General features: G+C 66.5%; 25 protein-coding genes. 13 read left to right on the top strand and 12 right to left on the bottom strand.

The window, feature by feature from the left end:
- Window positions 1-32 precede the first annotated feature (32 nt).
- On the top strand, window positions 33-308 hold the full coding sequence (locus IWX78_RS11970) for a hypothetical protein (protein WP_334684711.1): 276 nt from the start codon (window positions 33-35) through the stop codon (window positions 306-308).
- A gap of 10 nt (window positions 309-318) precedes the next feature.
- On the opposite strand, the gene IWX78_RS11965 is transcribed toward IWX78_RS11970, so the two are convergent.
- Complete coding sequence (locus tag IWX78_RS11965) at window positions 319-1,074, bottom strand: putative bifunctional diguanylate cyclase/phosphodiesterase (protein WP_196833775.1); 756 nt, start codon at window positions 1,072-1,074, stop codon at window positions 319-321.
- Between the two features lie 282 nt (window positions 1,075-1,356).
- On the opposite strand from IWX78_RS11965, the gene IWX78_RS11960 reads away from it, so the two are divergent.
- From IWX78_RS11960 to IWX78_RS11950, 3 genes are read left to right on the top strand one after another with little or no spacing between them, the layout of a single operon-like run.
- A complete protein-coding gene (locus IWX78_RS11960; RefSeq protein ID WP_196833774.1) occupies window positions 1,357-2,169 on the top strand; it encodes an alpha/beta fold hydrolase in 813 nt (270 codons plus the stop codon).
- Window positions 2,166-3,647, top strand: coding sequence for a sensor domain-containing protein (locus tag IWX78_RS11955; protein ID WP_196833773.1), 1,482 nt, complete (start codon window positions 2,166-2,168; stop codon window positions 3,645-3,647). The genes IWX78_RS11960 and IWX78_RS11955 overlap by 4 nt, the downstream gene beginning before the upstream one ends.
- A gap of 50 nt (window positions 3,648-3,697) precedes the next feature.
- On the top strand, window positions 3,698-4,027 hold the full coding sequence (locus IWX78_RS11950; protein ID WP_196833772.1) for a DUF7882 family protein: 330 nt from the start codon (window positions 3,698-3,700) through the stop codon (window positions 4,025-4,027).
- 27 nt (window positions 4,028-4,054) lie between these two features.
- Here IWX78_RS11950 and IWX78_RS11945 read toward each other — a convergent pair whose 3' ends face one another.
- Together IWX78_RS11945 and IWX78_RS11940 are read right to left on the bottom strand one after the other, a co-directional pair.
- On the bottom strand, window positions 4,055-5,035 hold the full coding sequence (locus IWX78_RS11945) for a cation transporter (RefSeq protein WP_196833771.1): 981 nt from the start codon (window positions 5,033-5,035) through the stop codon (window positions 4,055-4,057).
- Window positions 5,032-5,523, bottom strand: coding sequence for a transporter substrate-binding domain-containing protein (locus IWX78_RS11940; RefSeq protein WP_196833770.1), 492 nt, complete (start codon window positions 5,521-5,523; stop codon window positions 5,032-5,034). The genes IWX78_RS11945 and IWX78_RS11940 overlap by 4 nt, the downstream gene beginning before the upstream one ends.
- 108 nt (window positions 5,524-5,631) lie before the next feature.
- Here IWX78_RS11940 and IWX78_RS11935 point away from each other — a divergent pair, with 108 nt between their 5' ends.
- The 3 genes from IWX78_RS11935 (at window position 5,632) to IWX78_RS11925 (ending at window position 7,894) form a co-directional block, all read left to right on the top strand.
- Window positions 5,632-6,696 (top strand): iron-containing redox enzyme family protein, encoded by a 1,065-nt coding sequence (locus IWX78_RS11935; RefSeq protein ID WP_196833769.1) that lies wholly within the window; start codon window positions 5,632-5,634, stop codon window positions 6,694-6,696.
- Between the two features lie 14 nt (window positions 6,697-6,710).
- Window positions 6,711-6,920 carry a CDGSH iron-sulfur domain-containing protein gene (locus IWX78_RS11930; protein WP_196833768.1) on the top strand — a complete coding sequence of 70 codons (210 nt, stop codon included), beginning with the start codon at window positions 6,711-6,713 and terminating at the stop codon, window positions 6,918-6,920.
- Between the two features lie 77 nt (window positions 6,921-6,997).
- Window positions 6,998-7,894: an EamA family transporter gene (locus tag IWX78_RS11925; protein WP_334684710.1), complete on the top strand. Its 897-nt coding sequence runs from the start codon at window positions 6,998-7,000 to the stop codon at window positions 7,892-7,894.
- A 77-nt stretch (window positions 7,895-7,971) separates the two neighbouring features.
- Here the strand turns inward: IWX78_RS11925 and IWX78_RS11920 are convergent, their stop codons facing one another.
- The gene (locus tag IWX78_RS11920; RefSeq protein WP_196833767.1) at window positions 7,972-10,101 is read right to left on the bottom strand and encodes a heavy metal translocating P-type ATPase; all 2,130 of its coding nucleotides are present in this window, start codon (window positions 10,099-10,101) and stop codon (window positions 7,972-7,974) included.
- Window positions 10,102-10,189: 88 nt separating this feature from the next.
- Between IWX78_RS11920 and IWX78_RS11915 the strand changes: the two genes are divergently transcribed.
- Window positions 10,190-10,474, top strand: a complete 285-nt coding sequence (locus IWX78_RS11915; protein ID WP_196833766.1) for a metal-sensitive transcriptional regulator — start codon at window positions 10,190-10,192, stop codon at window positions 10,472-10,474.
- 25 nt (window positions 10,475-10,499) lie between these two features.
- Window positions 10,500-10,895: a heavy-metal-associated domain-containing protein gene (locus IWX78_RS11910; RefSeq protein WP_196833765.1), complete on the top strand. Its 396-nt coding sequence runs from the start codon at window positions 10,500-10,502 to the stop codon at window positions 10,893-10,895.
- A gap of 97 nt (window positions 10,896-10,992) precedes the next feature.
- Here the strand turns inward: IWX78_RS11910 and IWX78_RS11905 are convergent, their stop codons facing one another.
- The 3 genes from IWX78_RS11905 to IWX78_RS11895 all read right to left on the bottom strand — a co-directional run bounded on the left by IWX78_RS11905 (window position 10,993) and on the right by IWX78_RS11895 (window position 12,235).
- A complete protein-coding gene (locus IWX78_RS11905; protein ID WP_334684709.1) occupies window positions 10,993-11,559 on the bottom strand; it encodes a DUF305 domain-containing protein in 567 nt (188 codons plus the stop codon).
- A gap of 286 nt (window positions 11,560-11,845) precedes the next feature.
- Complete coding sequence (locus tag IWX78_RS11900) at window positions 11,846-12,058, bottom strand: YozE family protein (RefSeq protein WP_196833764.1); 213 nt, start codon at window positions 12,056-12,058, stop codon at window positions 11,846-11,848.
- Between the two features lie 3 nt (window positions 12,059-12,061).
- The gene (locus tag IWX78_RS11895) at window positions 12,062-12,235 is read right to left on the bottom strand and encodes a hypothetical protein (RefSeq protein ID WP_196833763.1); all 174 of its coding nucleotides are present in this window, start codon (window positions 12,233-12,235) and stop codon (window positions 12,062-12,064) included.
- A gap of 256 nt (window positions 12,236-12,491) precedes the next feature.
- Here IWX78_RS11895 and IWX78_RS11890 point away from each other — a divergent pair, with 256 nt between their 5' ends.
- Window positions 12,492-12,809 carry a putative quinol monooxygenase gene (locus IWX78_RS11890; protein ID WP_196833762.1) on the top strand — a complete coding sequence of 106 codons (318 nt, stop codon included), beginning with the start codon at window positions 12,492-12,494 and terminating at the stop codon, window positions 12,807-12,809.
- 6 nt (window positions 12,810-12,815) lie between these two features.
- On the opposite strand, the gene IWX78_RS11885 is transcribed toward IWX78_RS11890, so the two are convergent.
- Together IWX78_RS11885 and IWX78_RS11880 are read right to left on the bottom strand one after the other, a co-directional pair.
- Window positions 12,816-14,330 carry a leucyl aminopeptidase gene (locus IWX78_RS11885; RefSeq protein ID WP_196833761.1) on the bottom strand — a complete coding sequence of 505 codons (1,515 nt, stop codon included), beginning with the start codon at window positions 14,328-14,330 and terminating at the stop codon, window positions 12,816-12,818.
- Between the two features lie 34 nt (window positions 14,331-14,364).
- Complete coding sequence (locus IWX78_RS11880) at window positions 14,365-14,661, bottom strand: hypothetical protein (RefSeq protein WP_196833760.1); 297 nt, start codon at window positions 14,659-14,661, stop codon at window positions 14,365-14,367.
- 93 nt (window positions 14,662-14,754) lie between these two features.
- On the opposite strand from IWX78_RS11880, the gene IWX78_RS11875 reads away from it, so the two are divergent.
- Window positions 14,755-15,699: a helix-turn-helix domain-containing protein gene (locus IWX78_RS11875; RefSeq protein ID WP_196833759.1), complete on the top strand. Its 945-nt coding sequence runs from the start codon at window positions 14,755-14,757 to the stop codon at window positions 15,697-15,699.
- 116 nt (window positions 15,700-15,815) lie between these two features.
- Here IWX78_RS11875 and phoA read toward each other — a convergent pair whose 3' ends face one another.
- From phoA to IWX78_RS11860, 3 genes are all read right to left on the bottom strand, one after another.
- Window positions 15,816-17,696, bottom strand: coding sequence for an alkaline phosphatase (gene phoA / locus IWX78_RS11870; protein WP_334684708.1), 1,881 nt, complete (start codon window positions 17,694-17,696; stop codon window positions 15,816-15,818).
- Between the two features lie 259 nt (window positions 17,697-17,955).
- Window positions 17,956-18,972 carry an NAD-dependent epimerase/dehydratase family protein gene (locus IWX78_RS11865; protein WP_196833758.1) on the bottom strand — a complete coding sequence of 339 codons (1,017 nt, stop codon included), beginning with the start codon at window positions 18,970-18,972 and terminating at the stop codon, window positions 17,956-17,958.
- Window positions 18,973-18,989: 17 nt separating this feature from the next.
- Complete coding sequence (locus tag IWX78_RS11860) at window positions 18,990-19,184, bottom strand: hypothetical protein (protein WP_196833757.1); 195 nt, start codon at window positions 19,182-19,184, stop codon at window positions 18,990-18,992.
- Window positions 19,185-19,458: 274 nt separating this feature from the next.
- Here IWX78_RS11860 and IWX78_RS11855 point away from each other — a divergent pair, with 274 nt between their 5' ends.
- The gene (locus IWX78_RS11855; RefSeq protein ID WP_196833756.1) at window positions 19,459-20,172 is read left to right on the top strand and encodes a GAF and ANTAR domain-containing protein; all 714 of its coding nucleotides are present in this window, start codon (window positions 19,459-19,461) and stop codon (window positions 20,170-20,172) included.
- Complete coding sequence (locus IWX78_RS11850; RefSeq protein ID WP_196833755.1) at window positions 20,165-20,878, top strand: GAF domain-containing protein; 714 nt, start codon at window positions 20,165-20,167, stop codon at window positions 20,876-20,878. The genes IWX78_RS11855 and IWX78_RS11850 overlap by 8 nt, the downstream gene beginning before the upstream one ends.
- Window positions 20,879-21,023: the final 145 nt, after the last annotated feature.

Raw genomic sequence — 21,023 nt, 5'->3', positions numbered from 1 at the left:
GCGGCATCCATGCACAGAGACAGGATTCACACGTGATCGTTCACCGGTTGACCGTCGACGGTCGGGACTACTTTCTCCCCGACCCCATCACCGAACTGCGTGACCAGATCCTTGCTGCGGTCAAAGCCGGCGGGGGCTACGTGACGGTTCCTCCCCTGCGCGGCGGCCCCGGTATCGACATCCTTTTCTCACCGGGGATGCCGGTCACCTGGAGCCAGATCGACGTCGGCGGTGGCGATTCAAACCCCGCAGAAGCGAACTCCGGTGGCCACATCGACCTCGAAGAAGAGTCGTTCGGCGGACTCTGAGTCGCTCGGCTCAGGCGAATGCCTGCGCCAGGAACACGTCGACCTCGTCGACGGGCATCGGCCGGCCGAACAGATACCCCTGCGCGCGGTCGCAATGCAGACTGCGAACGCGCTCGAGGTGCTCAGCCGTCTCGACCCCTTCGGCGACCACACGGACGCCACGCTCCTGGAGCAATTCGACGGCGACGGCAACCAGGGCGCCGTCGTGTGTGCCCTCCTGGATGAGGAGACGGTCGATCTTCAGTTCGGTGATCGGAAGGTCCCGGAGCTGCGAGAGAGAAGACCGGCCGGTACCGAAGTCGTCGAGGGAGATCCCGAGCCCGAACGCCTTGAGGAGTCGGAGCCGCGCAGCCACGGTATCCGGATCGGAGATCAGTTCTGACTCGGTGATCTCGATGGTCAGGGTGCCGTCTGGAAGCACGTACTCGACCAGGAGTTCATGCAGGCGGTCGAAGAGGTCGTCGGTGGCGAGTTGAACGGCCGAGACGTTGACCGAGACGTCGACGGCGAGACCGCGGCTGTGCCAGCGGGCCGCGTGATGGGATCCCTCCTCCAGCATGAAAGTACCGATCTCGCCGATCAGGCCGGTGCGCTCCGCTACCGGGATGAAATCCACCGGGGGGACGAGGCCGCGGGTGGGATGCTGCCAGCGCGCCAGCGCCTCGAATGCGGCGACCCGTCCGGTCCTGACGTCGACCTGCGGCTGGAAGTACGCGACGATCTCGTTCCGTTCCACCGCGCCCTCGAGATCCGTCTCGATGGTCACGACAGCTGACCGTCGCTCTCGGACTCTCGCTCGGAGCGGGCGGGGTCCGGGCAGAAGCGGCGCGAATTCGGCATAGTCCATCGTCGGGTGATCGGCGGGCAGGAATCTACGCTCCCCCTCCCCGGGGGATTGTGCGTATAATCCTCCGCCATACACGATCCGGGGCGTGTTGAGAAGCCCATAACCCTGAATAGGCCGGTTCCATGCGCTCGGATACGCTCTTCCCAGATCGCGACCGGCGCGACGGGCCGGCGACAAGGCCCATCACGACCAGGAGCCGCAATGACCACGGACCAAATCTCGCCGGTTCGCCGACGAAACAACGTCACCATCTCAGGCAACCCGGCCGGACGCACCCTGGTCTTCGCCCATGGGTTCGGCTGCAGCCAGGAGATGTGGAACGCCGTCTCCCCTCGGTTCGAAGCCGACTATCAGGTGGTCCGATTCGACCAGGTCGGCGCGGGCGGCTCCGATCTGTCTGCATACGATCCGGGCAAGTACGACTCGTTGCACGGGTATGCCGATGATCTGCTCGAAATCCTCGACGACATCGACCGGAACGACATCGTCTTCATCGGGCACTCCGTGAGCGCCATGATCGGCGTTCTCGCCGCCACCAGGAATCCGTCGCGCTTCGGCGCCCTGGTGCTTGTCGCGCCATCGCCGCGCTACATCAACTCCGGCGCATACATCGGCGGTTTCGAGCAGGCCGACATCGATTCCCTGCTCGATGCGCTCGACGCCAACTACCTGGGCTGGTCGGGAACGATAGCGCCCCTCATGATGGGCAACTCCGATCGCCCGGAGCTCGGCGACACCCTCACCGAGAGTTTCTGTCGCGTCGACCCGGCCATCGCCAGGCATTTCGCCCGTGTCACATTCCTGTCGGACAATCGCCGCGACCTGCGTGACGTCACCACACCGACCCTGATTCTGCAGTGCCAGGACGACATCATCGCGCCTCTGCCCGTCGGCGAGTTCGTGCACGCCGAGATCGCTGGGAGCACCCTGATGGTGCTGGACGCCACCGGGCACTGCCCGAACCTCTCCGCGCCTGACGAGGTCACCGACGCGATCGTGGCATTCCTCCGATGACCTCCCCGGTTCTCACAACCGGAGGTCCGTCTTCGGCTGATTCCGACGCGTTCCGGACACTCTTCGAGAAGGCGCCGTGCGGGTACCTCGTCACCACGCCAGACGGAACCGTACTCCGCGTCAATGAGACGTTCGAGCGGATGACCGGCTACTCACGGGCGGATCTCGTCGGCTCGCCGTTCGCAGAAATCCTGACGGTCGGCAGCAGGATGTTCCACGAAACCCGCCACCTGCCGACCCTGCAGTTGAGGGGAAGGCTCAGCGAGGTCGCCCTCTCGATCCAGTGCACGGACGGATCAACCCTCCCCACCCTCGTGAACTCCGTTCTCGCGGGTGAGGATGGCGAGCCGGGCGAACTGCGGATAGCGGTCTTCGATTCCTCGGAACGCCGGGACTACGAACGCGACCTGCTCGAGGCACGCCGCGCGGCGGAAGCATCCGCCGCGCAACTCGCCATGTTGCAGCAGGCGTCGAATGCGTTCACGCTGGCGGACACCGAAGAGCAACTCACTGCGGCCCTCGCCGAATCCATTCGTGAGGCGCTGGCTGCCTCACACACGGCTGTGCTGCTCAGCGAGGACGGGCATCTCCGGCTCGCTGCCGGAGTCCATCCGCTGCTCGACATCGACCCGTCACACGGGTCGTCACCCGAGACCGAGGCGCTGCGTGTCGGCAGGGTCGTCACGGTTTCCAACCCGGAGGATGCCGACGCTGCATTCCCCGGTCTCGGCGCGCTGCTTCGCACGGCGCGCGTCGAGACGATCACCGCAGCACCCCTGATCGACAAGGGTGCACCGGCGGGAGTGGTGGTTTCGTTCTTCCGACGCGAACGCACCTTCGACGACGCCGCCGTCGAACTCCATGAAATGATCGCAGCACAATCGGCTCACGTGCTCGCCCGCATCCGCCTGCAGGACCAACTCACCCAACTGGCACTTCTCGATCAGCTCACCGGGCTTGCGAACCGCCAACTTCTGCAGACCAGGCTCAGCCAGACGCTCGCCGCCTCGGTCAGGCACGCCCGCACCCTCGCCCTCATCTTCCTCGACCTCGACGGATTCAAAGCGGTGAACGACCAGTGCGGCCATGCAGTCGGTGATTCGGTTCTCCAGCAGGTGGCCGATCGCCTCCGCACCTCGGTTCGCACCGCAGACACCATCGCGCGCTACGGCGGCGACGAGTTCGTCGTCATCTGCGAGGAGACGGATGCCGAGGCCGCGACCGTGATCGCCGACCGCATCCGTGACGCGGTGCGCCAGCCGCTGGAGTCGGTGCCTGCCGGGTTCCCGATCACCGCGAGCGTCGGTGTTGCACTGCTGGGGCGGGAGAGTGACGCGGTCGTCACGCCCGACGGCATCCTGCGTCTGGCTGACGCAGCGATGTACCAGTCGAAGAACGCGGGCAAGGACCGAGTGACCGTCGTGCACGTCGATCGCACCACCCCACCTCCAGAGGGCCCTGCCCTCGTTCAGCGCTAGAATCGAGAGCCGCCACCTGTGCGGCCGAATCCCAATTGGAGGTCCGTTCGGTGGGAACGCTTACGTACGACTCGAAGCTGACAGCTCAGCTGGATGATCGCATCCTCGCGCACCTGCAGATCGTCATGCTCGCCAAGCTCCGTCGCGGCGAGCCCTTCGCCTTCACCTGGAACGAAAACGCCAACGGACTCGGCCGCACCACGGTGTGGATCCACAACGCGATCTCTCTCACCTTCCAGTACTACGGCGGCAAGGCCCCGCTGATCAACCAGCGCTGGATCCAGGTGCTCGTTCGGTCGTCGAACTCCGTGGGCGGACTCGAAATCATTCCTGAGCCGCCCGCTGCACCACAGCCGACACTCCCTCCCGCCGTCTCCTGACGGCGGCGCACCCGGCCACCCGTTCGGTTACCGGGCCGGGTGAGACTCCCGCACGACGCGCGGCAACTCTTTCACCGGCACGATCACGATGTCTTCGACCCGCCAGTCGAGGGCGACACACGCCTCCCGTGCAGCCACAAGGTCGGCGACGGCCACTTTGCGCCTGGACCGGGGAACGACGAACGACTCGATATGCAGGACGTGACCCTGGTCGCGGGCGCGTGAACCGGCATCCTCCACCCAGTGCAGGGAGCGCAGGTACTCGTCGACGCGGTGCACGACCGGGTGCGGCTTCGCGTCGTCGAACGTCATCGCCCGGGTATCTCCGAGGTCCTCGACGGCCGCCCGGGTGTTCTTCACTCCGTCCCAGAGGATGCTGCCGGCGATGAACAGCGCGGCAGCGGCATCCGCCCACCACAACCCGAGGCCGATCCCGCCGACCCCGACGATGGACCCGACGGCCGTCATCCAGTCCGCTTTGTTCATGTCGGCGTCGGCATAGAGAACTTTGTCGTGGAGCTCGCGAGCGAGTGTCATCTTTGCGCGGCCGATGAAGACGGGCGGAAGCGCGATGAGCGCCATCACGCCCATCATCAGCCAGCCCAGCCAGAAGACCTGCCCGAACAGTTCGACCGAGCCGATGCTCGGGTGCTCGGCAGCGAGCAGCCCCGACGCTGAATCGATGATGAGGAACGTGCCCATCGTCACGAGGGCCACTGCCGCGACGAGGTGGCCGACGCCGACGGAGCGGTGGTACCCGTACGGATGTTTCGGGTTCGGTTTGCGGCGGGCGATCCGCACCGCGATCAGAAACACGAGCGGGGGGATGAACGACAGCAGGTCTTCGATCCAGGCGGCCTTCATCGCCTGCGAGTTGCCGAGCACGAAGAACACGAGGGTGACGGTGACGGCCAGGAATGCGATGGTCAGCCATTCCAGCCGGATCGCCTTCCGGAGGATCTCGGTCTGCTTCTGCGGGAGCTCGGTCTCGCCGAACGCGACGCTCACGGTGCCCCCTCCGTGGCGAGCAGGAAGCGTTCGAGCTCGAGGAGAAACGCGTTCTCCCCTCTCGACGCGGCCATGACGTGTTTCTCGACCCCATCGCTCGTGCTCACCTCGGTGAACGGCTTCGTGATGGCCGCGCGATCGAGCCATGGAGTCCGGTCGGTGAATCCGCCGATCACCAGGTCGAGTCCCCCATCTTCGAGCCGGGTGAACAGTGCTTCTTCGCTGCCCTCGACCCAGGCGATGTCGGCGTCGATCGTCTCGGCGAAATCCTCGATCAGGGAGACCTCAATGCCGGATGCCTCGCCGTCGTCTGTCATGTCGGTCCAGTCGCCGTTGGGGGCGATCCCGACGCGGAGGGTCCCGCCGCTGACGCGATCGAGCGTGCCATCGGGGTCTGCCGGGAAGCTCGATGCACAGCCCGAGAGACCGGCAGACAGGCCGACGGCCAGCAGGGTCCCGGCAGCGAGAATCCGAAGATTGGAGCGCATAGCCATACGATAGCCCCGGTGAACGACGTCGCTGCTCGCCCTTGACAGCCGCGGGCTGGCGTTCGCAAGGCCTTGACCGCGCCACCGTCGCCGTTCGATGGTTGGAGAATGGCAACATCTCAGACCCTGATCGACCAGGGCACCTTCCCGAATCCCTTCTTTCACGCCCGCGGCCCCCTCAGTTCACGACTTCTCGAGCTGCTCAGGAACGCCCCGAACGGCGACCCAGGCCTCGATGCCGCCGAAGCACTCACCGCAGCGACCGACCTCGTGCACGACGACGACATCCAGCTCACCCTGTTCGTGCTGTATGGCCTGCACTACGGGGGCGTCGTCGATACCTCTGACGAGTGGGAATGGCATCCGTCACTCATCGCTCTTCGCCGCACTCTCGAGGCCGCGTTCGAGGCTGAGTTGCGCGCGGTCGTTCCGGTGCCAGCGCTTCCCGAGGCGACGAGCGTCGCCGTGGCATCCGCTCTCTTCACTCTCACCGGTGAGGATGCCGGGCCGAGCCTGTCGCGCTTCGTCGCGGCGAAAGCCGACACAGGCCAGCTCGCCGAATTCCTCATCCAACGGTCGATCTACACGCTCAAGGAGGCGGACCCGCACTCCTGGGCGATCCCTCGCCTGAGCGGTCGGGCGAAGGCTGCGCTCGTCGAGATCCAGGCGGACGAGTACGGCGGTGGCCGCCCCGAGCGGATGCACGCCGCGATCTTCGCCGGCACGATGCGGGGTCTGGGACTGGACGACCGGTACGGCAGCTATGTCGACAACGTTCCGGCGATCACCCTCGCGTCGCTCAACATGATGAGCATGTTCGGTCTCAACCGCCGTCTGCGCGGTGCCATCGCCGGGCACCTGGCGGCGTTCGAGATGACCTCGTCGATTCCTAACGGGCTCTACTCGCGCGGCTTCAAGCGCAACGGATTCGGGTCAGACGTGACCTGGTACTTCGACGAGCACGTCGAAGCGGATGCCGTACACGAGCAGATCGCCGGACGCGACCTCGCCGGGTCGCTCGCTGAAGACGAACCGGCATTGCTCGCAGACATTCTGTTCGGCGCCGCGGCCTGCCTGGTCGTCGATGGCTGGGCCGGGCAACACATGCTCGACGCGTGGACGGCAGGCGAGTCGTCGCTGCGGGTGCCGCTCGCGACGGTTGCGGGGTCGTGAGCGTGGAGGCAGACATGAGTGACCTCAATCGGGCGGCTCCGCAGATCGTGGCCTGTCCGAACGGACCGTTGCTCGTGCGCGGCGAGCTCGACCTCGTGACGCCGGAGGGCGACCCGATCGAACGCAAGCGCCGCACGATCGCCCTGTGCCGGTGCGGCGTCTCGGCGATCAAGCCGTTCTGCGACGGAACGCACAAGGCGATCGGGTTCACCACCGAGGTGTGACGGGAGAAGCCGCAGCGAACGATGATCGGCTGCGCGTGCGTGCAGCGCTCAGCCACGCTGGCTCTACGCTTGACGCTGTGACCTCGACCCGACCGGATGCCCGCGCGCCCGTCGGCGCCGTCGGTCTGGTTCTCGGCGGCCTCCTCTGCCAGGAGATCGGTGCATCATTCGCCGTGCTGCTGTTTCCGGCGGTCGGACCCCTGGGCATGGTCGCGCTGCGGCTGACCTTCTCTGCCCTCGTTCTGCTGCTGATCTGCCGGCCGCGCGTGAGGGGGTACTCCCGTTCGGACTGGATCACCGTCGCCTCATTCGGCCTCGTCCTGGCGGGCATGAACGTGCTGTTCTATGAGGCGCTCGCCCGCCTGCCCCTCGGCCCGACCGTCACGATCGAAGTTCTCGGTCCGTTGCTGCTCTCGGTGATCGTCAGCCGCCGCGCGGTGAGCTGGCTGTGGGCCCTGCTCGCCTTCGCCGGTGTCGTTCTGCTCAGCCAGGGTGGGGTGGAGGCGCTCGATCCGGTCGGAGTGCTGTTCGCCGCAGGCACGGGAGTGTTCTGGGCCGGCTACATCCTCATGTCTGCGCGCACAGGGGCACGGTTCCCCAAGTTCGACGGACTCGCCATCGCCATGACGATCGGTGCGTGCGCGACGCTGCCGTTCGGCATCCTGAGCGCCGGTTCCGCGCTGTTCACCCCGACGGCGCTTCTGCTCGGGCTCGCGGTCGCGGTGCTGTCGTCCGCGATCCCGTATGCGCTCGAGCTGCTGGCGCTTCGTCGCCTCCCGGCGTCGACGTTCTCGATCCTGATGAGCCTCGCCCCGGCGATGGCGGCCATCGTGGGGGCGATCGTGCTCGGCCAGAGCCTCACCCTGTTGAGCGGACTCGCGATCGCGCTCGTCGTCGTGGCCAGCGCCGGAGCTGTCCGCTCGGCAGCCCTCCACGCGCGCAAACAGGCCGGGATGGCCGAGCCGCTCGCCTGAGCCCTGCACCGTGCACCAGCACCAGCACCAGAGAAGGGGATCGGCGCCACAGAAGGACCAAGCGGCCGAAAGCATCCTTACCTCGGGGCCTTTTCCTTCTCCCGGGTCGACCGGGCATCGGGGATCGACCCCACCACGGCGCCAGGGCGCAGGTCGAGCCGCCGGAGCAATTGTGCGTTCAGGGCGACGATGACCGTCGACAGCGACATCAGCAGAGCACCGACGGCCATCGGCAGCACGAACCCGACGGGGGCGAGCACCCCGGCGGCGAGCGGCACGGACAGCAGGTTGTACCCTGCCGCCCACCAGAGGTTCTGCTTCATCTTGCGGTAGCCGGCCCGCGACAGTTCGACCACAGACAGCACCGATCGCGGATCGTCGCTCGCCAGGATCACTCCCGCCGAGGCGATGGCGACATCCGTTCCCGCACCGATGGCGAGACCGACGTCGGCCTGCGCCAGCGCCGGCGCATCGTTCACGCCATCGCCGACCATCGCGACCCTACGCCCCTCGGCCTGCAGTTCGGCCACCTTGGCGGACTTGTCAGACGGCAGCACCCCGGCGAACACCCGATCGATACCCAGCGAGCGGGCCACCACCGCAGCGACCGCCGGCGCATCACCGGTGATCATCACCACCTGGATGCCGCGGGCGTGCAGCGCGTCGACCGCCTCGCGGGATTCCGGACGCACCTCGTCGGCCAGGGCCAGCGCGCCGGCGACCGCCCCGTCGACGATCACGTGCAGTACCGTGGCGCCCGCCCAGTCGCTGGCGCCTGGCAGTGGCGACAGCCCTTCACGCGCCAGCAGATTCGGACCACCGACCGAGACGGATGCTCCGCCCACTGTCGCGGAGACCCCCTCTGCCGGAGACGAACGAAAGTCGGTCGCCGGCGACAGGGCCGGTTGTTGGAGATCGGCGGCTGCACGCACGATCGCCCGGGCGAGCGGGTGTTCGCTGTCGGCCTCGGCCGATGAGGCGATCTGCAAAAGGCTGTCTGCCGTCCAGCCGTCGGCGGGCAGCACATTCGACACCACCGGTTCTCCCCGCGTGAGCGTGCCGGTCTTGTCGAACAGCACGGTGTCGATGGAGCGCATGCTCTCGAGTGCGAGCCGATCCTTCACGAGCACGCCGGCCCGAGCAGCGCGTTCGGTGGCGATCGACACCACGAGCGGGATCGCGAGCCCGAGCGCGTGGGGGCAGGCGATGACGAGCACGGTGATGGTGCGAATGACGGCTTCGTCCGGCATCCCGAGCACCGACCAGACGAGTGCCGTGATCGCCGCGGCGCCGAGCGCGAACCAGAACAGCCACCCGGCGGCGGTATCGGCCAGGCGCTGGGCACGCGACGAGGAATTCTGCGCGTCCGCAACGAGACGACGGATGCCTGCGAGTGCGGTCGACTCCCCCACCGCTGTCACGCGCAGACGGATGCCGCTGTCTGTTGCGACCGTTCCTGCGACAACCGGGTCACCCTGCGCTCGGCGAACGGGCATCGACTCGCCCGTCACCATGGACTCGTCGACGTCTGCTGCGCCTTCGGTGATCTCGCCATCGGCCGGAACCCGGCCACCGGGGCGCACCACCACGATGTCACCGACGACGAGGTCTGCTGGAGAGACCAGCACCAGTTCGGCACCGTCGACCCGTTCAGCCTCGTCGGGAATGAGGGCCGCGAGCGAGTCGAGCGCTGACGAGGTCTGCGCGAGCGACCGCATCTCGATCCAGTGGCCGAGCAGCATGATGACGATCAAGAGCGCGAGTTCCCACCAGAAGTCGAGTTCGTGATCGAGGATGCCCGTCGTCGCGCCCCACGACGCGACGAATGCCACGGTGATGGCGAGTCCGATGAGGAGCATCATGCCGGGCTTGCGCGATCGGAGCTCGGCGACAGCTCCGGTGAGGAACGGCCGGCCGCCCCAGACGTAGAGCACGGTACCGAGCGCCGGCGAGATCCACGCGGCCCAGGCGGCATCCGGGAGCTCATAGCCGAGGATCATCGCGAACATCGGACTGAAGCCGACCACCGGAACGGCGAGCACGAGCATGATCCAGAACAGTCGGCGGAAGGATGCGACGTGGTCGCCGTGGCCCGCATGGCCGGAGTGCCCCGCGTGGTCAGCGTGGTCGCCGGGCCCTGCGTGATCGGTGTGATCGGTGTGATCGGTGTGATCGGTGTGATCGATGTGGGAATGCTGAGCGTTCATGCCGCCACCATATACCCCCTAGGGGTATGATGCAAGAGTGCAGATATACCCCCGTCGGGTATACTGGCACGACGACCGAGGAGGACCCATGGAACACGGCTATGTCGACAACAAGGCCGCCCTGACGAAACGGTTGCGCCGGGCGGAGGGCCAGGTTCGTGGCATCCAACGCATGGTCGACGACGATGTGTATTGCATCGACATCCTCACCCAGGTCTCTGCCGTCACCAAGGCGCTCGAGACCGTCGCGCTGCAGCTGCTCGAGGATCACCTCAGTCACTGCGTCGCCGAAGCCAGCCGCGAAGGCGGACCGGTCGCAGACGAGAAGCTACGCGAGGCATCCGCTGCCATCGCCCGGCTCGTCCGTTCGTGACCCCGTACTCAGTCAGGAGAACCCGATGACCACTGGACCACTCAACGACCTCGGCCTCAGCGCCCGGACCGACCTCGGCCTCACCGACGTGAACGCTACCGGCGGCGGATGTGGCTGTGGCCACGGCGGCGGCGGATGCGCGTGCGGCGGCCACGGTGCTGCGCGCACGGACCACGCCGGACAGGATGCCCGGGAGGGCGCGGTCACGACGGCGCTGTCAGTGTCAGGCATGACCTGTGGGCACTGCGTCTCAGCAGTCACCGAGGAGCTTGCCGAGATCTACGGCGTCACCGGCGTCGACGTGTCACTCGACCCGAACGGGATCTCGACCGTCACCGTGCTCAGCGACGCCCCGCTCGACCGGGCACACGTCACCGCGGCGATCGAAGAGGCCGGCTACTCCCTGGTCGCGACGCCGTAGACGCGAAATCGCAGTTACGCACCGAAACCCTCCCGCCGGGCTGGTTCTTGAGTATGCAACTGCCAACTCAGTGAGCGGATGCCACCCGGGCCGACCTCTACCGGGTCTCGAGCAGTCGATTCATCTCGGCGATCTCGAGGGTTTGGCTCTCCAGGATGCTCTCTGCGAGCGTCCTTACATCCGCGTTCTCGCCCTCGGCGATGACGTCCTCGGCCATCTCGACGGCGTCTTCGTGGTGCGGAATCATCAACTCGAGATAGACGACCTCCGCGCGCTGACCCTCGGCCTCCTGCAGGGCGTCGAGGTCGTCGTCTGACATCATCCCGTCGCTGTGGTTCATCCCACCCGGTCGATTCATCCCCCATTCCGCCAGCCAGGTTTCCATCTGCTCGATCTCCGGCTCCTGTGCGTCCGCGATGTCCTCAGCAAGCATTCGAACCTCGGGGCCGACGTCGGGTTTCCCGAGAAGCTCGTCGCTCATCTCTACAGCCTGCTCATGGTGCGGGACCATCATTGCGACGAACATGAGGTCGTCCTGATTGACGTCAGCGGGGCGCTGAGACGACGGCCCCGTTCCTCCGCCCATGGGGTAGGACACCGTGCACGCGCTGAGCACGGTGATCACTGCCAGTGCGGAGCCTCCGAGAAGGATTCGCCCCAGCATCCGCGCTCGTCGGCGCAGGGAAGGCGGTCGCTCGTGCGCTCCGGAACCGTTGCTGGGACGCATATGCGGTCACCTCCCGAGGGGCACGAGAACGACTCGACGGCCGAACCTCAATACCCCCCTAGGGTACTCCTGATCAGCGTGATCCGCACCGTCCGGGCCCGCCGGAGACGCGAAATGGCAGTTACGCCCCGAAACCTTCCTGTATGGCCGGTTTTGGGTGCGAAACTGCCATCTCAGAGAGCGGATGCGCTCAGCTCAGTGAGCGGATGCGCTCAGCGTCGCATCATGCGCGCTCGCCGCTGAACTCTTCCCAAGCGCGCTCGAACGACGCCCGCACCTCTGGCACGGTGTTGTCGCTGCTGAAGTAGCCGTCGAAGATCGCCTTGTCTCCGTGCGCCGGGAACATCTCGTCGTTCTCGATGGAGCGGGCGAGTTCTCCGACCACGTCTTCGCGGTCGTTCTGCTGGCGCAACCAGTGGGCAAATGTGTCTGTCATGTTCTAACTCTCGATCGTCTTGTCGTCGTTGGGGACGTCGTTCTCTTCTTCAGGTTCGAGCGTCGACGGCTCACCCGTGTAGCCGACGGCGATCCCCGTGTCACTGTTCGGGATGCTCGAGTCCGGCCCCGGCTCGCCCGGCACTTTCGGCGATCCGGTGTCTTCAGTGTTCGACATTCGCGTCTCCTGTCTGGCGTGCCCGGTCCGACCGGGATGCGCCCCACCCTACGGTCGGAGCCTCGAAGCCGGCAGGGGGTTGCGGATGCCGCGGCGCTTCACGGCGAGCCGCGCGCGAAGGCATCACGTCCGGACGAGGGCTCCCTGCGTGCCGTATGCCCTCGTCCGCAGCGGATGCCCTCACGATCGACGCAGGCCCCATTGGATGCCACGGGCGCGACCGGTCGGACCACAGCCGCCCTGTAGCATCGGGGAAATGACCACTCCTCTCGTCGTGACCGCCCATTTCGTTCCAGCAGGCGGCCAGTTCGACGCCGTGCACGACGCCCTCGTGCCTGCGATCGCCGCCGTCCACGCCGAACCGGGGTGCGAGCTCTACGCGATCCACCGCACCCCCGAGAACACGATCCTCATGATCGAGAAGTGGGAGTCAGCCGAGCTTCTCGACGCTCACAGCGCCGGCCCGGCGGTCGCGGCGCTGAACGCGGCTCTCGCCGGTAAGCTCGCCTCGCCCGTCGAGGTCACGCGCCTCGAACCACTTCCTGCAGGCACAGACATGCAGGGCACGCTCTGACCCGAGCTACGGCGCCCGGAAGTTCAGCGCCAGTTCGATGAGCAGCCGGGTGCCGAACCCGGTCGCCCCTTTCGACCGCCAGAAGTCGTCCTTTTCTGACTGCATGGTTCCGGCGATGTCGAGGTGTGCCCACGGCACCTCCCCCACGAAGTCGGCGAGGAACAGCGCGGCGATCGTCGCGCCGGCCCACTTGCCGCCCATGTTGGACATGTCAGCGACATCCGAGTCGAGCTGCTCACGGTACCGACGCTCCAGCGGAAGCTCCCAGACCGACTCATCGGTCACGATCGCTGCGGCCTGGAGCTGCCCGACGAGTCCGTCGTCCGTGCCGAAGAGGGCAGCAGTGAGGTGTCCGAGCGCGGCGAGGGATGCGCCGGTGAGGGTGGCGATGTCGACGATCGCGTCCGGCGACTCCTCGCGGGCGAGCACGAGGGCGTCGGCCATGACGAGGCGACCCTCGGCATCCGTGTTCTTCACTTCGACGGTGGTCCCGCCGCGGATGGTGAGCACGTCGCCGAGTTTCGTGGCCGAGCCGGACGGCATGTTGTCTGTGCACATCAGGTAGGCGGTGACCGCGGTCGTGCAGCCCAGGTCTGAGAGCGCCGTCATCGCCGCGAGAACGGCCCCGGCCCCCGCCATGTCCATCTTCATGGCGAGGTGCATCGGGTCGGACGGCTTGAGCGAGATCCCGCCGGAGTCGTAGGTGATGCCTTTGCCGACGAGCGCGAGATGACCGGATGCTCCATCCGGCCGGTATCGCAGGACGATCATCCGGGGTTCTTCGGTGCTGCCCGCGTTGACGCCGAGCAGCCCGCCACAGCCGAGCTCGATGAGCTGCTGCAGATCGGACACCTCCACCTCGAGGTCGTGGTCGGGGCCGGTCTCGGCGGCGAAATCACCGAGGTCCGTCGCCGTGAGGTATCCGGGGGGAGTGTTCGCCAGGTCGCGGGCAAGGTTGGCGGCGCGGGCGACGTGCTCACCGTGCCGGACGCCGGCGGAGACATCGGCAACGGAACCGTCTGGCACGATGATGTCGAGAGACTCGAGTCGGGCATCCTTCTGTGTGGCCTGCAGCGCCGTGTAGCGGTATCGGGCCAGCAGCACGCCTTCGGCGATCGCCCTGCCGATCTCGGCGGCGTCGATCGCGAATTCGTCGCCGAGGCTGAGCGCCAGCCGCGAGAATTTGCTGGTCGACCGGGCAAAGGAGGCTGCGGCGTTGCGCAGCGTCGCGGCATCCTGTTCGGTGCGGTCGCCGACTCCGACGGCGACGACCACCGGTCCGTCCGACTGCGGCAGGACCAGCGTCTGGCCGATACGGCCCTCGAAGCCGGACTGTTCGAGCACGGCCCGGTCGACGCCGAGCGCGTCGGGGATCGCGCCGTCGACACCGACGGCGTAACCGCAGGCATCCACACCGACGGGCAGTTCAGCGTGGACGACGATCCCCACAGCTGCGTCCGGCGACAGCGACGGAGCTGGGGAGAAGGTCGAGGGAATGAGCTTGTTCGGGCTTCGAGTCATCAGCGTGTCCTTTGTGTGGGTGGTGGAAAGGTGGTCAGAAGGCCCAGATCACCGGGACGAGGAAGGTGGCGACGAGAACGAAAAGCGCGAGGAGAGGCAACCCGAGCTTCCAGTAGTCGCCGAAACGATAGGCGCCTGGCCCCATCACCATGGTGTTCGCCGGGGTGGCCACCGGGCCGACGCGGTCCCGCTGGCGAATCAGCCAGCAGCATCCGGTCATGCTCAGATTAAGAGCCGCGGCGAAGGCGGGCAGCAGCGCGGCGCGGGATTGCACTCCCCCGGGCGCGGCTTCAATGAGGTAACACGTCTTGTTCTGGTCACCGACGCCCACTAGTGTGCGGATGAGATCTTCTGTGTATTCCCTGCCCCGGGGACGGAAGAGGCCGGGAGGCCCGATATGTGGGATCCGCTTTCGGTCGCAGCAATGCGACACATCCTGACTCAGACCGGCGACTATCCAGTGCCGGACGACTTCATCGAGAGGCTTGCCTCTCGCTTCGCCGTGCCACACGGGGTGGTGTTCCACTTCTCGGGGCGACAGAAGACGGTGGGCGCGAGCTCCGTTCTCCTCACGACCCAGTCAGCGTTCCGGGTGCGCGGTGACGGCTCGACCCTCGAGCGCATCGCCACCGACGAGGGCACCCTGCAGGTCGGCTTCGTCCTGAGCAACACGGCGCGGATCGGTCTCGCGGGAGGGCCGGGCACGCTCATGCGGCCGGGCAGCGTCTACGCGGTGACCGACTGGCGCGCATTCGATCTCGAGTGCGGCGAGTCCACGCGTGGTCTCGGCATCCGTCTGCCCGCGAAACGATTGCACGAACGTGGCGTGCGTACCCGGTGTGACCGGTTCAAACTGGCCTCGCAGACGACGCTCGGTGCGCCATTGCGGTCGTTCGCGACGGCGATGGTCGACCCGGCGTGGCGACCAGGTCCGCTGAGCGAGTCGATCGCCGAGCGCACCCTCGAAGACCTCGTCGTCGGCATGTTCCTCGAGACCGAGGGTTATGCGATGGACGGCGAGGAGTTCCGGTCGGGGCTCCGCGGGAGGGCACTCAACCTCATCGGGGCGAAGCACCGGGAGCGCGGCCTCAACCCTGAGGCGGTCGCGCGCGGGCTCGGAGTCTCGCTGCGCAACCTGCAGCGGGCGTTCGAGGAGGCCGGTTCGACGGTCGTCGAGGAGATCGGGAGCCAGCGTGCCAAAACGGCGGCGTTGTTGCTGGCTGCCCCGGGGACCCGGGGTCTGCCGATCGCCGAGATAGCGGCGATGTCGGGATTCAGGTCGTCGTTCGCGTTGCGAGCCGGGTTCCGGTCACATTTCGGGATGCTGCCGTCGGAGTTCCGGGCGGCGCCGGTGCCGCTGGCCGTCTGACGGTCGCTGCTGCTCGCCCTATCCGGAGCGGCGCACGACGAGATCGCAGTTGCGCACCCACAACCCGCCCAGCGGGCGAGCATGGGTACGCAACTGCGATCTGGCGCCGGCGGAAGCTAGGCCGTCAGCTGGTGACGGTCGCGGTGGCGCTTCACGAGCAGCGCCCCGCTCACGAGCAGCAGGGCGGCGAGCGCCGCGTACGGAGCGAGTGTGCCGCCGGTCGAGGCCAGCCCGCCAGGACCTGATGCTCCCGCACCGGCCCCTGCGCCTTCACCCTCGGTGGGGTCAGGCGAGGGGACGGGAACGGATGTCGGGTCCTCGGTGACAAGGACGGATGCCGTGAGCGTCGTCCCCGTCTGCGCCCCGGTGAGCGTCACCGTGTGTTCGCCGAGCTCCGTCGGCGCCTCGACGGTGAAGGTCGTCGTTCCGCTGAGTACGTCACGCTGGCCGAGATCGACCGGCTCCGAGTCGAGCACGCCGGCCACCTGCCAATCGGCGTCGAGCCCATCGACGGTCACCGCGACGGTTTCGCCTGGGACGACCTCGGGCTTGTCGACCGACACCGTGGCACCCGCGCTCAGCGACGCGAGGTCGCGGTTCAGCGTGAGCGCATTCGCTGACGTGAAGAACAGGTCGGTCTGGTCGGTGAGGCCGACGACGTTCGCTGCGCCGGGTCCGTAACCGGCGATCCGAACCTGCGAACCGGTGTGCTGCTGCGATCCGCCGGCTTCAGCGGTGCCGTATCCGACGATCATCGGCTGGCCCTCTTCGGTGACGAGGTGTGCGCTCAGGCCGGGAGGGGTCGAACCGAGGATCTGGCTCGTGTGTGCGTGGTCGGCGGTGACGACGACGAGGGTGTCGCCGTCGGCCTTCGCGAACTCGAGGGCGACCTGGACGGCCTCGTCGAGGTCGACGGTCTCGCCGATCTGGCCACAGGCGTCCGCAGCGTGGTCACGCTTGTCGATGCTCGCGCCCTCGACCTGCAGGAAGAATCCCTCGTCGTCGGATGCCAGAAGGTCGATGGCCTTGTCGGTCAGCGAGCCGAGGGAGAGACCGGTCTCGAGGCGCTCCGGGTTCTCGGTGCAGCTTTCGGCCGGCAGGTCTCCGCCGCCGATCGTCGCCTCAGGACCGACCCACCGGGTCGGGAAGTTGCCCTCGGTGAAGAGTCCGAGGAGCGGCTTCTCGGCGTTCGCTTCGGTGACGGATGCCAGCCCGGCCGCGTCATCGACGACGGCGTAGCCGCGGTCCTCGGCCTGCTCGAACAGCGTCTCGCCCTCCCACGGTCCGGCAACGGCTGTCTCGGTGAAGGTCTTCGATCCGCCTCCGAGGGTGACGTCGGGGCGCACGTTGAGCAGCTGCTCCGAGATGGAGCCAAGGCCGCCGTTCTCGAGCGCAGCCTCGGGGCAGGTCTTCGTCGTGGCGGTCGGGCCGTAGCAGGAGCGTGCAGACACGTGCGCCACCTCGGCGCCCGGCGTCGCATCCTGAATCTCAGCCGTCGACACGTTGCCGGTCTTCAGGCCGTTGGCCTTCGCCAGTTCGAGCAGCGTCGCCTGAGGCGTACCGGAGATGTCGACCGAGAGCGCTCCGTTGTTGGTCTTGGTGCCTGTGGACCAGCCACTGGCCGTCGATGCCGACTCGGACGCGTAGTTGGGCGTGCCGTCTTTGTTCAGCGCCCACGTCGTGTACTGACCGGTGATCGGGAGAGCGTCGATGCCCGCGAGGGTGCCTGCTGCACCCTCCGCGTAGTTACGTGCGACGGTGATCTCGCTGTCGCCCATGCCATCCCCGATGAGCACGATGACGTTCTTGGCCGGCCCGTCGACGATCGACGCCCTCAGCGCTTCGGCCTGGTCCGAGTCGTTGCGGGCGGCTCCCCCGTTGTCGTCGATGGCAGCGGATGCCGCGAGCGGCGTTGCGATGCTCATTCCTACGAGCAGGGCGGCCGAGGCCACCGATGTGACGATGCGCCTGCGGCGCGAGATTTCAAGTACAGGCATGCTGAGTTCATTCCCCTGATGATGTCCGCCGAGTTGGCGGACATTCTCAGACAAACGAGAGTGGGGAACATTCGGGTGAACCACGGGCCAACAGAGGATGCACACCCCCGGAAGAGGGGTGGCCTCCGGGCTGCAAATTCAGGAGATTGCTCCACATTCAGGAGAAACTCGCGACACGCCGGGGTGGGAGCGCTCCCGTACGGCGGGTCGCGCACAATCTCCTGAATTTGTAGTCCCTCGGGACCGAGGAGTTGCCTCTCTAGCCCTTCAGCTGCGGCGACGCCTCCACATTCGCGTGCTCGGCCACTCCGCGCACGATCTCGTCGAGCGCCACCGTCGACGGGATCCGCGGCGACCAGCCCAACTCGTCCCTGGCACGAGACGTCGACATCACCGGAACTGTCGCTGCGATGTCGATCCACCCCGGGTCCGACTTCTGCAGCCGCAGCTTCCAACTCGCCCACATGAACGCCCGGGCCACACGCAGTCTCACGGGTACCCAGCGTGACCCGAGAACGGATGCCACGACCGTCGGATCGATGACCGGCTCGGCAGCGATATTGAACGCACCGGCCGCGCTGCGATCCACGGCGCGCCAGAAGGCATCCGCCACGTCGTCCGCGTGGACGACCTGCGAAACCGCCTGCCGGGGCATCGGCAGAACCGGCGGACGCACCCACTTGAGCCACCCGGTCGGGAGATGCCGCCCAGCGAACAGCCCGGCGATCTCACTCGCCGCCGAACGCTGGAACACCAGCCCAGGGCGCAGCCGGCTGACGACGATCGTCGGGAACTGCTCCTCGAACCGGTCGAGCGCCCGCTCATTGATCGCCTTGTGCTTGCTGTAATGCGACGACGGGATGCCGCCTGTCGGCCAGTGCTCGTCGACCCGCTTCGTCTTCGGCCCCGGACTGTACGCGGCAACCGACGAGGAATACGACAGTTGAGGCACGCGGGCGGCGGCAACCGCAGCGAGCACATTTTTGGTTCCGATCACATTCGTGCGCCACAGAGCCGCCTCGTTGTGATTGGGCTGCAGCTGCCAGGCCAGGTGTACGACGGCATCCGCTCCGGCGAAGATCCGCGCCAGTTCGCGCGGCGCAGAAGGAGAACCGATGTCGAGAGTGTGCCAGGTGACACCGCTGTACGGCGCCACAGCCAGATCCGGTTCCCGGCGGCTGATGGCGATGACCTCGGTTGCGGTCGGTTCATCGCGGAGCCGGCGCAGCAGGGCTGTACCGAGATTCCCGGATGCTCCGACGATGACGATTCGCATTCTTATCTCCGATTCATTCAGTCGATGTGTGCGGCGAAATCGTCCCATTGAGCCTGGAACAGCTGGCGATCTTCGGCAGACAGCCCCTGTGCCTCTGTCGATCGCGGCACCGATGCGATCGGGGTGACGTTGTCGTCGAGGACAAACATCCAGTCCGGTATGACGGCGCAGGTCTCGAGACAGTCGGTGCCGTTATCATCCTGATAAGACATCAGAACCTCCTCGGTTCTCGTTCAGATCGGCCCAGCGGGTCGCGTATTCGCCGGGATCGCGTTTCGTCAGCACTCGATCGGGTCGCGGCCTCGATCAAGACACGATTTGCCCACTGTATAGAGCGACGGCTGAGAATACAGGGGCTTGCGTGTTCGCGAACGGGCTCGTCCGCTCTCAGCTGTGAGCAGAAACAGCCTCCCACGACAGGCCACATTCGCGTTAACATCGAAAGAGCGCGGGCTGTGCACAACGTGCATCGTCAAGGAGGTTGCCGTGCCTGATTCGTTTTCAGCAGCCATGAACCGTCTGGCCAGCCTCGAGCAGCGACCGGAGGATCTGGCGAGAGAGATAGCCGACTCGCTCCCCGTCAGTGGTGCAGCGATCTCGACGATGGGAGACTTCCTCGGCACCGAGACGGTTTCTGCGACCGATCGGCAGGCCGCCCGCATCGACGAACTGCAGTTCGACCTAGGCGAGGGTCCGTGCTGGGATGCCATGAAGTCAGCACTCCCCGTCTTCGAGCCCGATCTGAAGAACTCGACAGCCGGAGTCTGGCCGGCGTTCTCCGAGGCGATTCGCGAAGACGAGGTCGGAGCGATCTTCGCGTTCCCGCTGTTCGTCGGCCCGCTGAAGCTCGGTTCGCTGGATCTGTACTCGATCACGCCGTTGACCCTGAGCACGCTGCAGTCGCATCAGTCGTCAGCCTTCGCGACAGTCGTCAGTCGGGTGATCCTGCGGCGCGCACTCTCCAGCGCTGACGGCAGCGACTCCGTGGAGTCCAACGAAAGGTTCTCTCGGCGGACAATCCATCAGGCCACCGGGATGGTGCTCGCGCAACTGGATCTTCCCCCAGACGAGGCCCGCCTCGTCATTCAGGCTCACGCGTTCGCGCTGGGCAAATCCATGCAGGAAATCGCAGAAGACATCGTAGAACGGCGCTTGAACTTCTCGGTGAGTGACAACGGAATCGAGGAGCGCAATGAGTGAGATCACGCGAGAGGAGCAGCTCGTCGATGCGTTCGCCACACTGGCGGACACCCTGGTGGACAATTACGACGCTGTCGAGCTTCTCCAAACTCTCGTCGACAATTGCCGCGACCTTCTGGATGTCAAGGCCGCAGGAATCCTGCTCGCCGACCCCGACGGCAACCTCGAAGTGGTCGCATCGACGAGCGAGGCGTCCCGGCTCGTCGAAGTCATGCAACTCAGCGCACAGGCGGGACCCTGCGTGGACTGCTTCACCAGCGGAACCACGGTCTCTGTCCCCGACATCAGCGCCAGCCCGGAGAAATGGACGCGCTTCAGGGTCAGCGCAGCCGAACAGGGTTTCGCCTCGGTGCTCGCCGTCCCGATGAGGCTGCGTGACACGACGATCGGTGCTCTCAACCTGCTGCGTGCCGAGACCGGCGAGCTGAACGATCGTGACGCCCGGGCGGCGCAAGCCCTCGCGGACGTCGCGACTATCGGCATCCTGCACGCTCGAAGTCTGCAGGAGAGCGACGCGATTCGTGTGCAACTCCAGCAGGCGCTGAACTCGCGCATCGTCATCGAGCAGGCCAAGGGGGTCGTGGCTCAGACGAACGGGATATCGACGGACGATGCGTTCAGCCTGATGCGAAGCCATGCGCGGGACAACGGAATGCTGCTCTCGAGGGTCGCCGAGCAGCTTGTCGCACGTACGCTGGCAATCTGACGCAACCCCCTTTTCTGGCCACGAACCCGGGTGTAGCTTGTGTTCACGGTGGTGACGTCCCCTGGGGTGGTGTGGTTTCCGGGGTTCTGAGCGTCGGATTGTCGACGTGGTGAGCCATCGTGGGATGGTCAGTGAGAACCGATCA

This window comes from Mycetocola sp. CAN_C7, assembly GCF_015752285.1.
In the GTDB taxonomy this organism is placed as follows: Bacteria; Actinomycetota; Actinomycetes; order Actinomycetales; family Microbacteriaceae; genus Mycetocola_A.
The sequence above is the reverse complement of the archived record's forward strand: the minus strand, read 5'-3'. Positions and strand labels throughout refer to the sequence as shown.

Coding starts and splice junctions, on each gene's coding strand:
- IWX78_RS11960 (WP_196833774.1), top strand. CDS start 1,357: ATGACCACGGACCAAATCTCGCCGGTTCGCCGACGAAACAACGTCACC.
- IWX78_RS11955 (WP_196833773.1), top strand. CDS start 2,166: ATGACCTCCCCGGTTCTCACAACCGGAGGTCCGTCTTCGGCTGATTCC.
- IWX78_RS11940 (WP_196833770.1), bottom strand. CDS start 5,523: ATGCGCTCCAATCTTCGGATTCTCGCTGCCGGGACCCTGCTGGCCGTC.
- IWX78_RS11935 (WP_196833769.1), top strand. CDS start 5,632: ATGGCAACATCTCAGACCCTGATCGACCAGGGCACCTTCCCGAATCCC.
- IWX78_RS11930 (WP_196833768.1), top strand. CDS start 6,711: ATGAGTGACCTCAATCGGGCGGCTCCGCAGATCGTGGCCTGTCCGAAC.
- IWX78_RS11920 (WP_196833767.1), bottom strand. CDS start 10,101: ATGAACGCTCAGCATTCCCACATCGATCACACCGATCACACCGATCAC.
- IWX78_RS11915 (WP_196833766.1), top strand. CDS start 10,190: ATGGAACACGGCTATGTCGACAACAAGGCCGCCCTGACGAAACGGTTG.
- IWX78_RS11910 (WP_196833765.1), top strand. CDS start 10,500: ATGACCACTGGACCACTCAACGACCTCGGCCTCAGCGCCCGGACCGAC.
- IWX78_RS11905 (WP_334684709.1), bottom strand. CDS start 11,559: ATGCTGGGGCGAATCCTTCTCGGAGGCTCCGCACTGGCAGTGATCACC.
- IWX78_RS11900 (WP_196833764.1), bottom strand. CDS start 12,058: ATGACAGACACATTTGCCCACTGGTTGCGCCAGCAGAACGACCGCGAA.
- IWX78_RS11895 (WP_196833763.1), bottom strand. CDS start 12,235: ATGTCGAACACTGAAGACACCGGATCGCCGAAAGTGCCGGGCGAGCCG.
- IWX78_RS11890 (WP_196833762.1), top strand. CDS start 12,492: ATGACCACTCCTCTCGTCGTGACCGCCCATTTCGTTCCAGCAGGCGGC.
- IWX78_RS11885 (WP_196833761.1), bottom strand. CDS start 14,330: ATGACTCGAAGCCCGAACAAGCTCATTCCCTCGACCTTCTCCCCAGCT.
- IWX78_RS11875 (WP_196833759.1), top strand. CDS start 14,755: ATGCGACACATCCTGACTCAGACCGGCGACTATCCAGTGCCGGACGAC.
- phoA (WP_334684708.1), bottom strand. CDS start 17,696: ATGCCTGTACTTGAAATCTCGCGCCGCAGGCGCATCGTCACATCGGTG.
- IWX78_RS11865 (WP_196833758.1), bottom strand. CDS start 18,972: ATGCGAATCGTCATCGTCGGAGCATCCGGGAATCTCGGTACAGCCCTG.
- IWX78_RS11860 (WP_196833757.1), bottom strand. CDS start 19,184: ATGTCTTATCAGGATGATAACGGCACCGACTGTCTCGAGACCTGCGCC.
- IWX78_RS11850 (WP_196833755.1), top strand. CDS start 20,165: ATGAGTGAGATCACGCGAGAGGAGCAGCTCGTCGATGCGTTCGCCACA.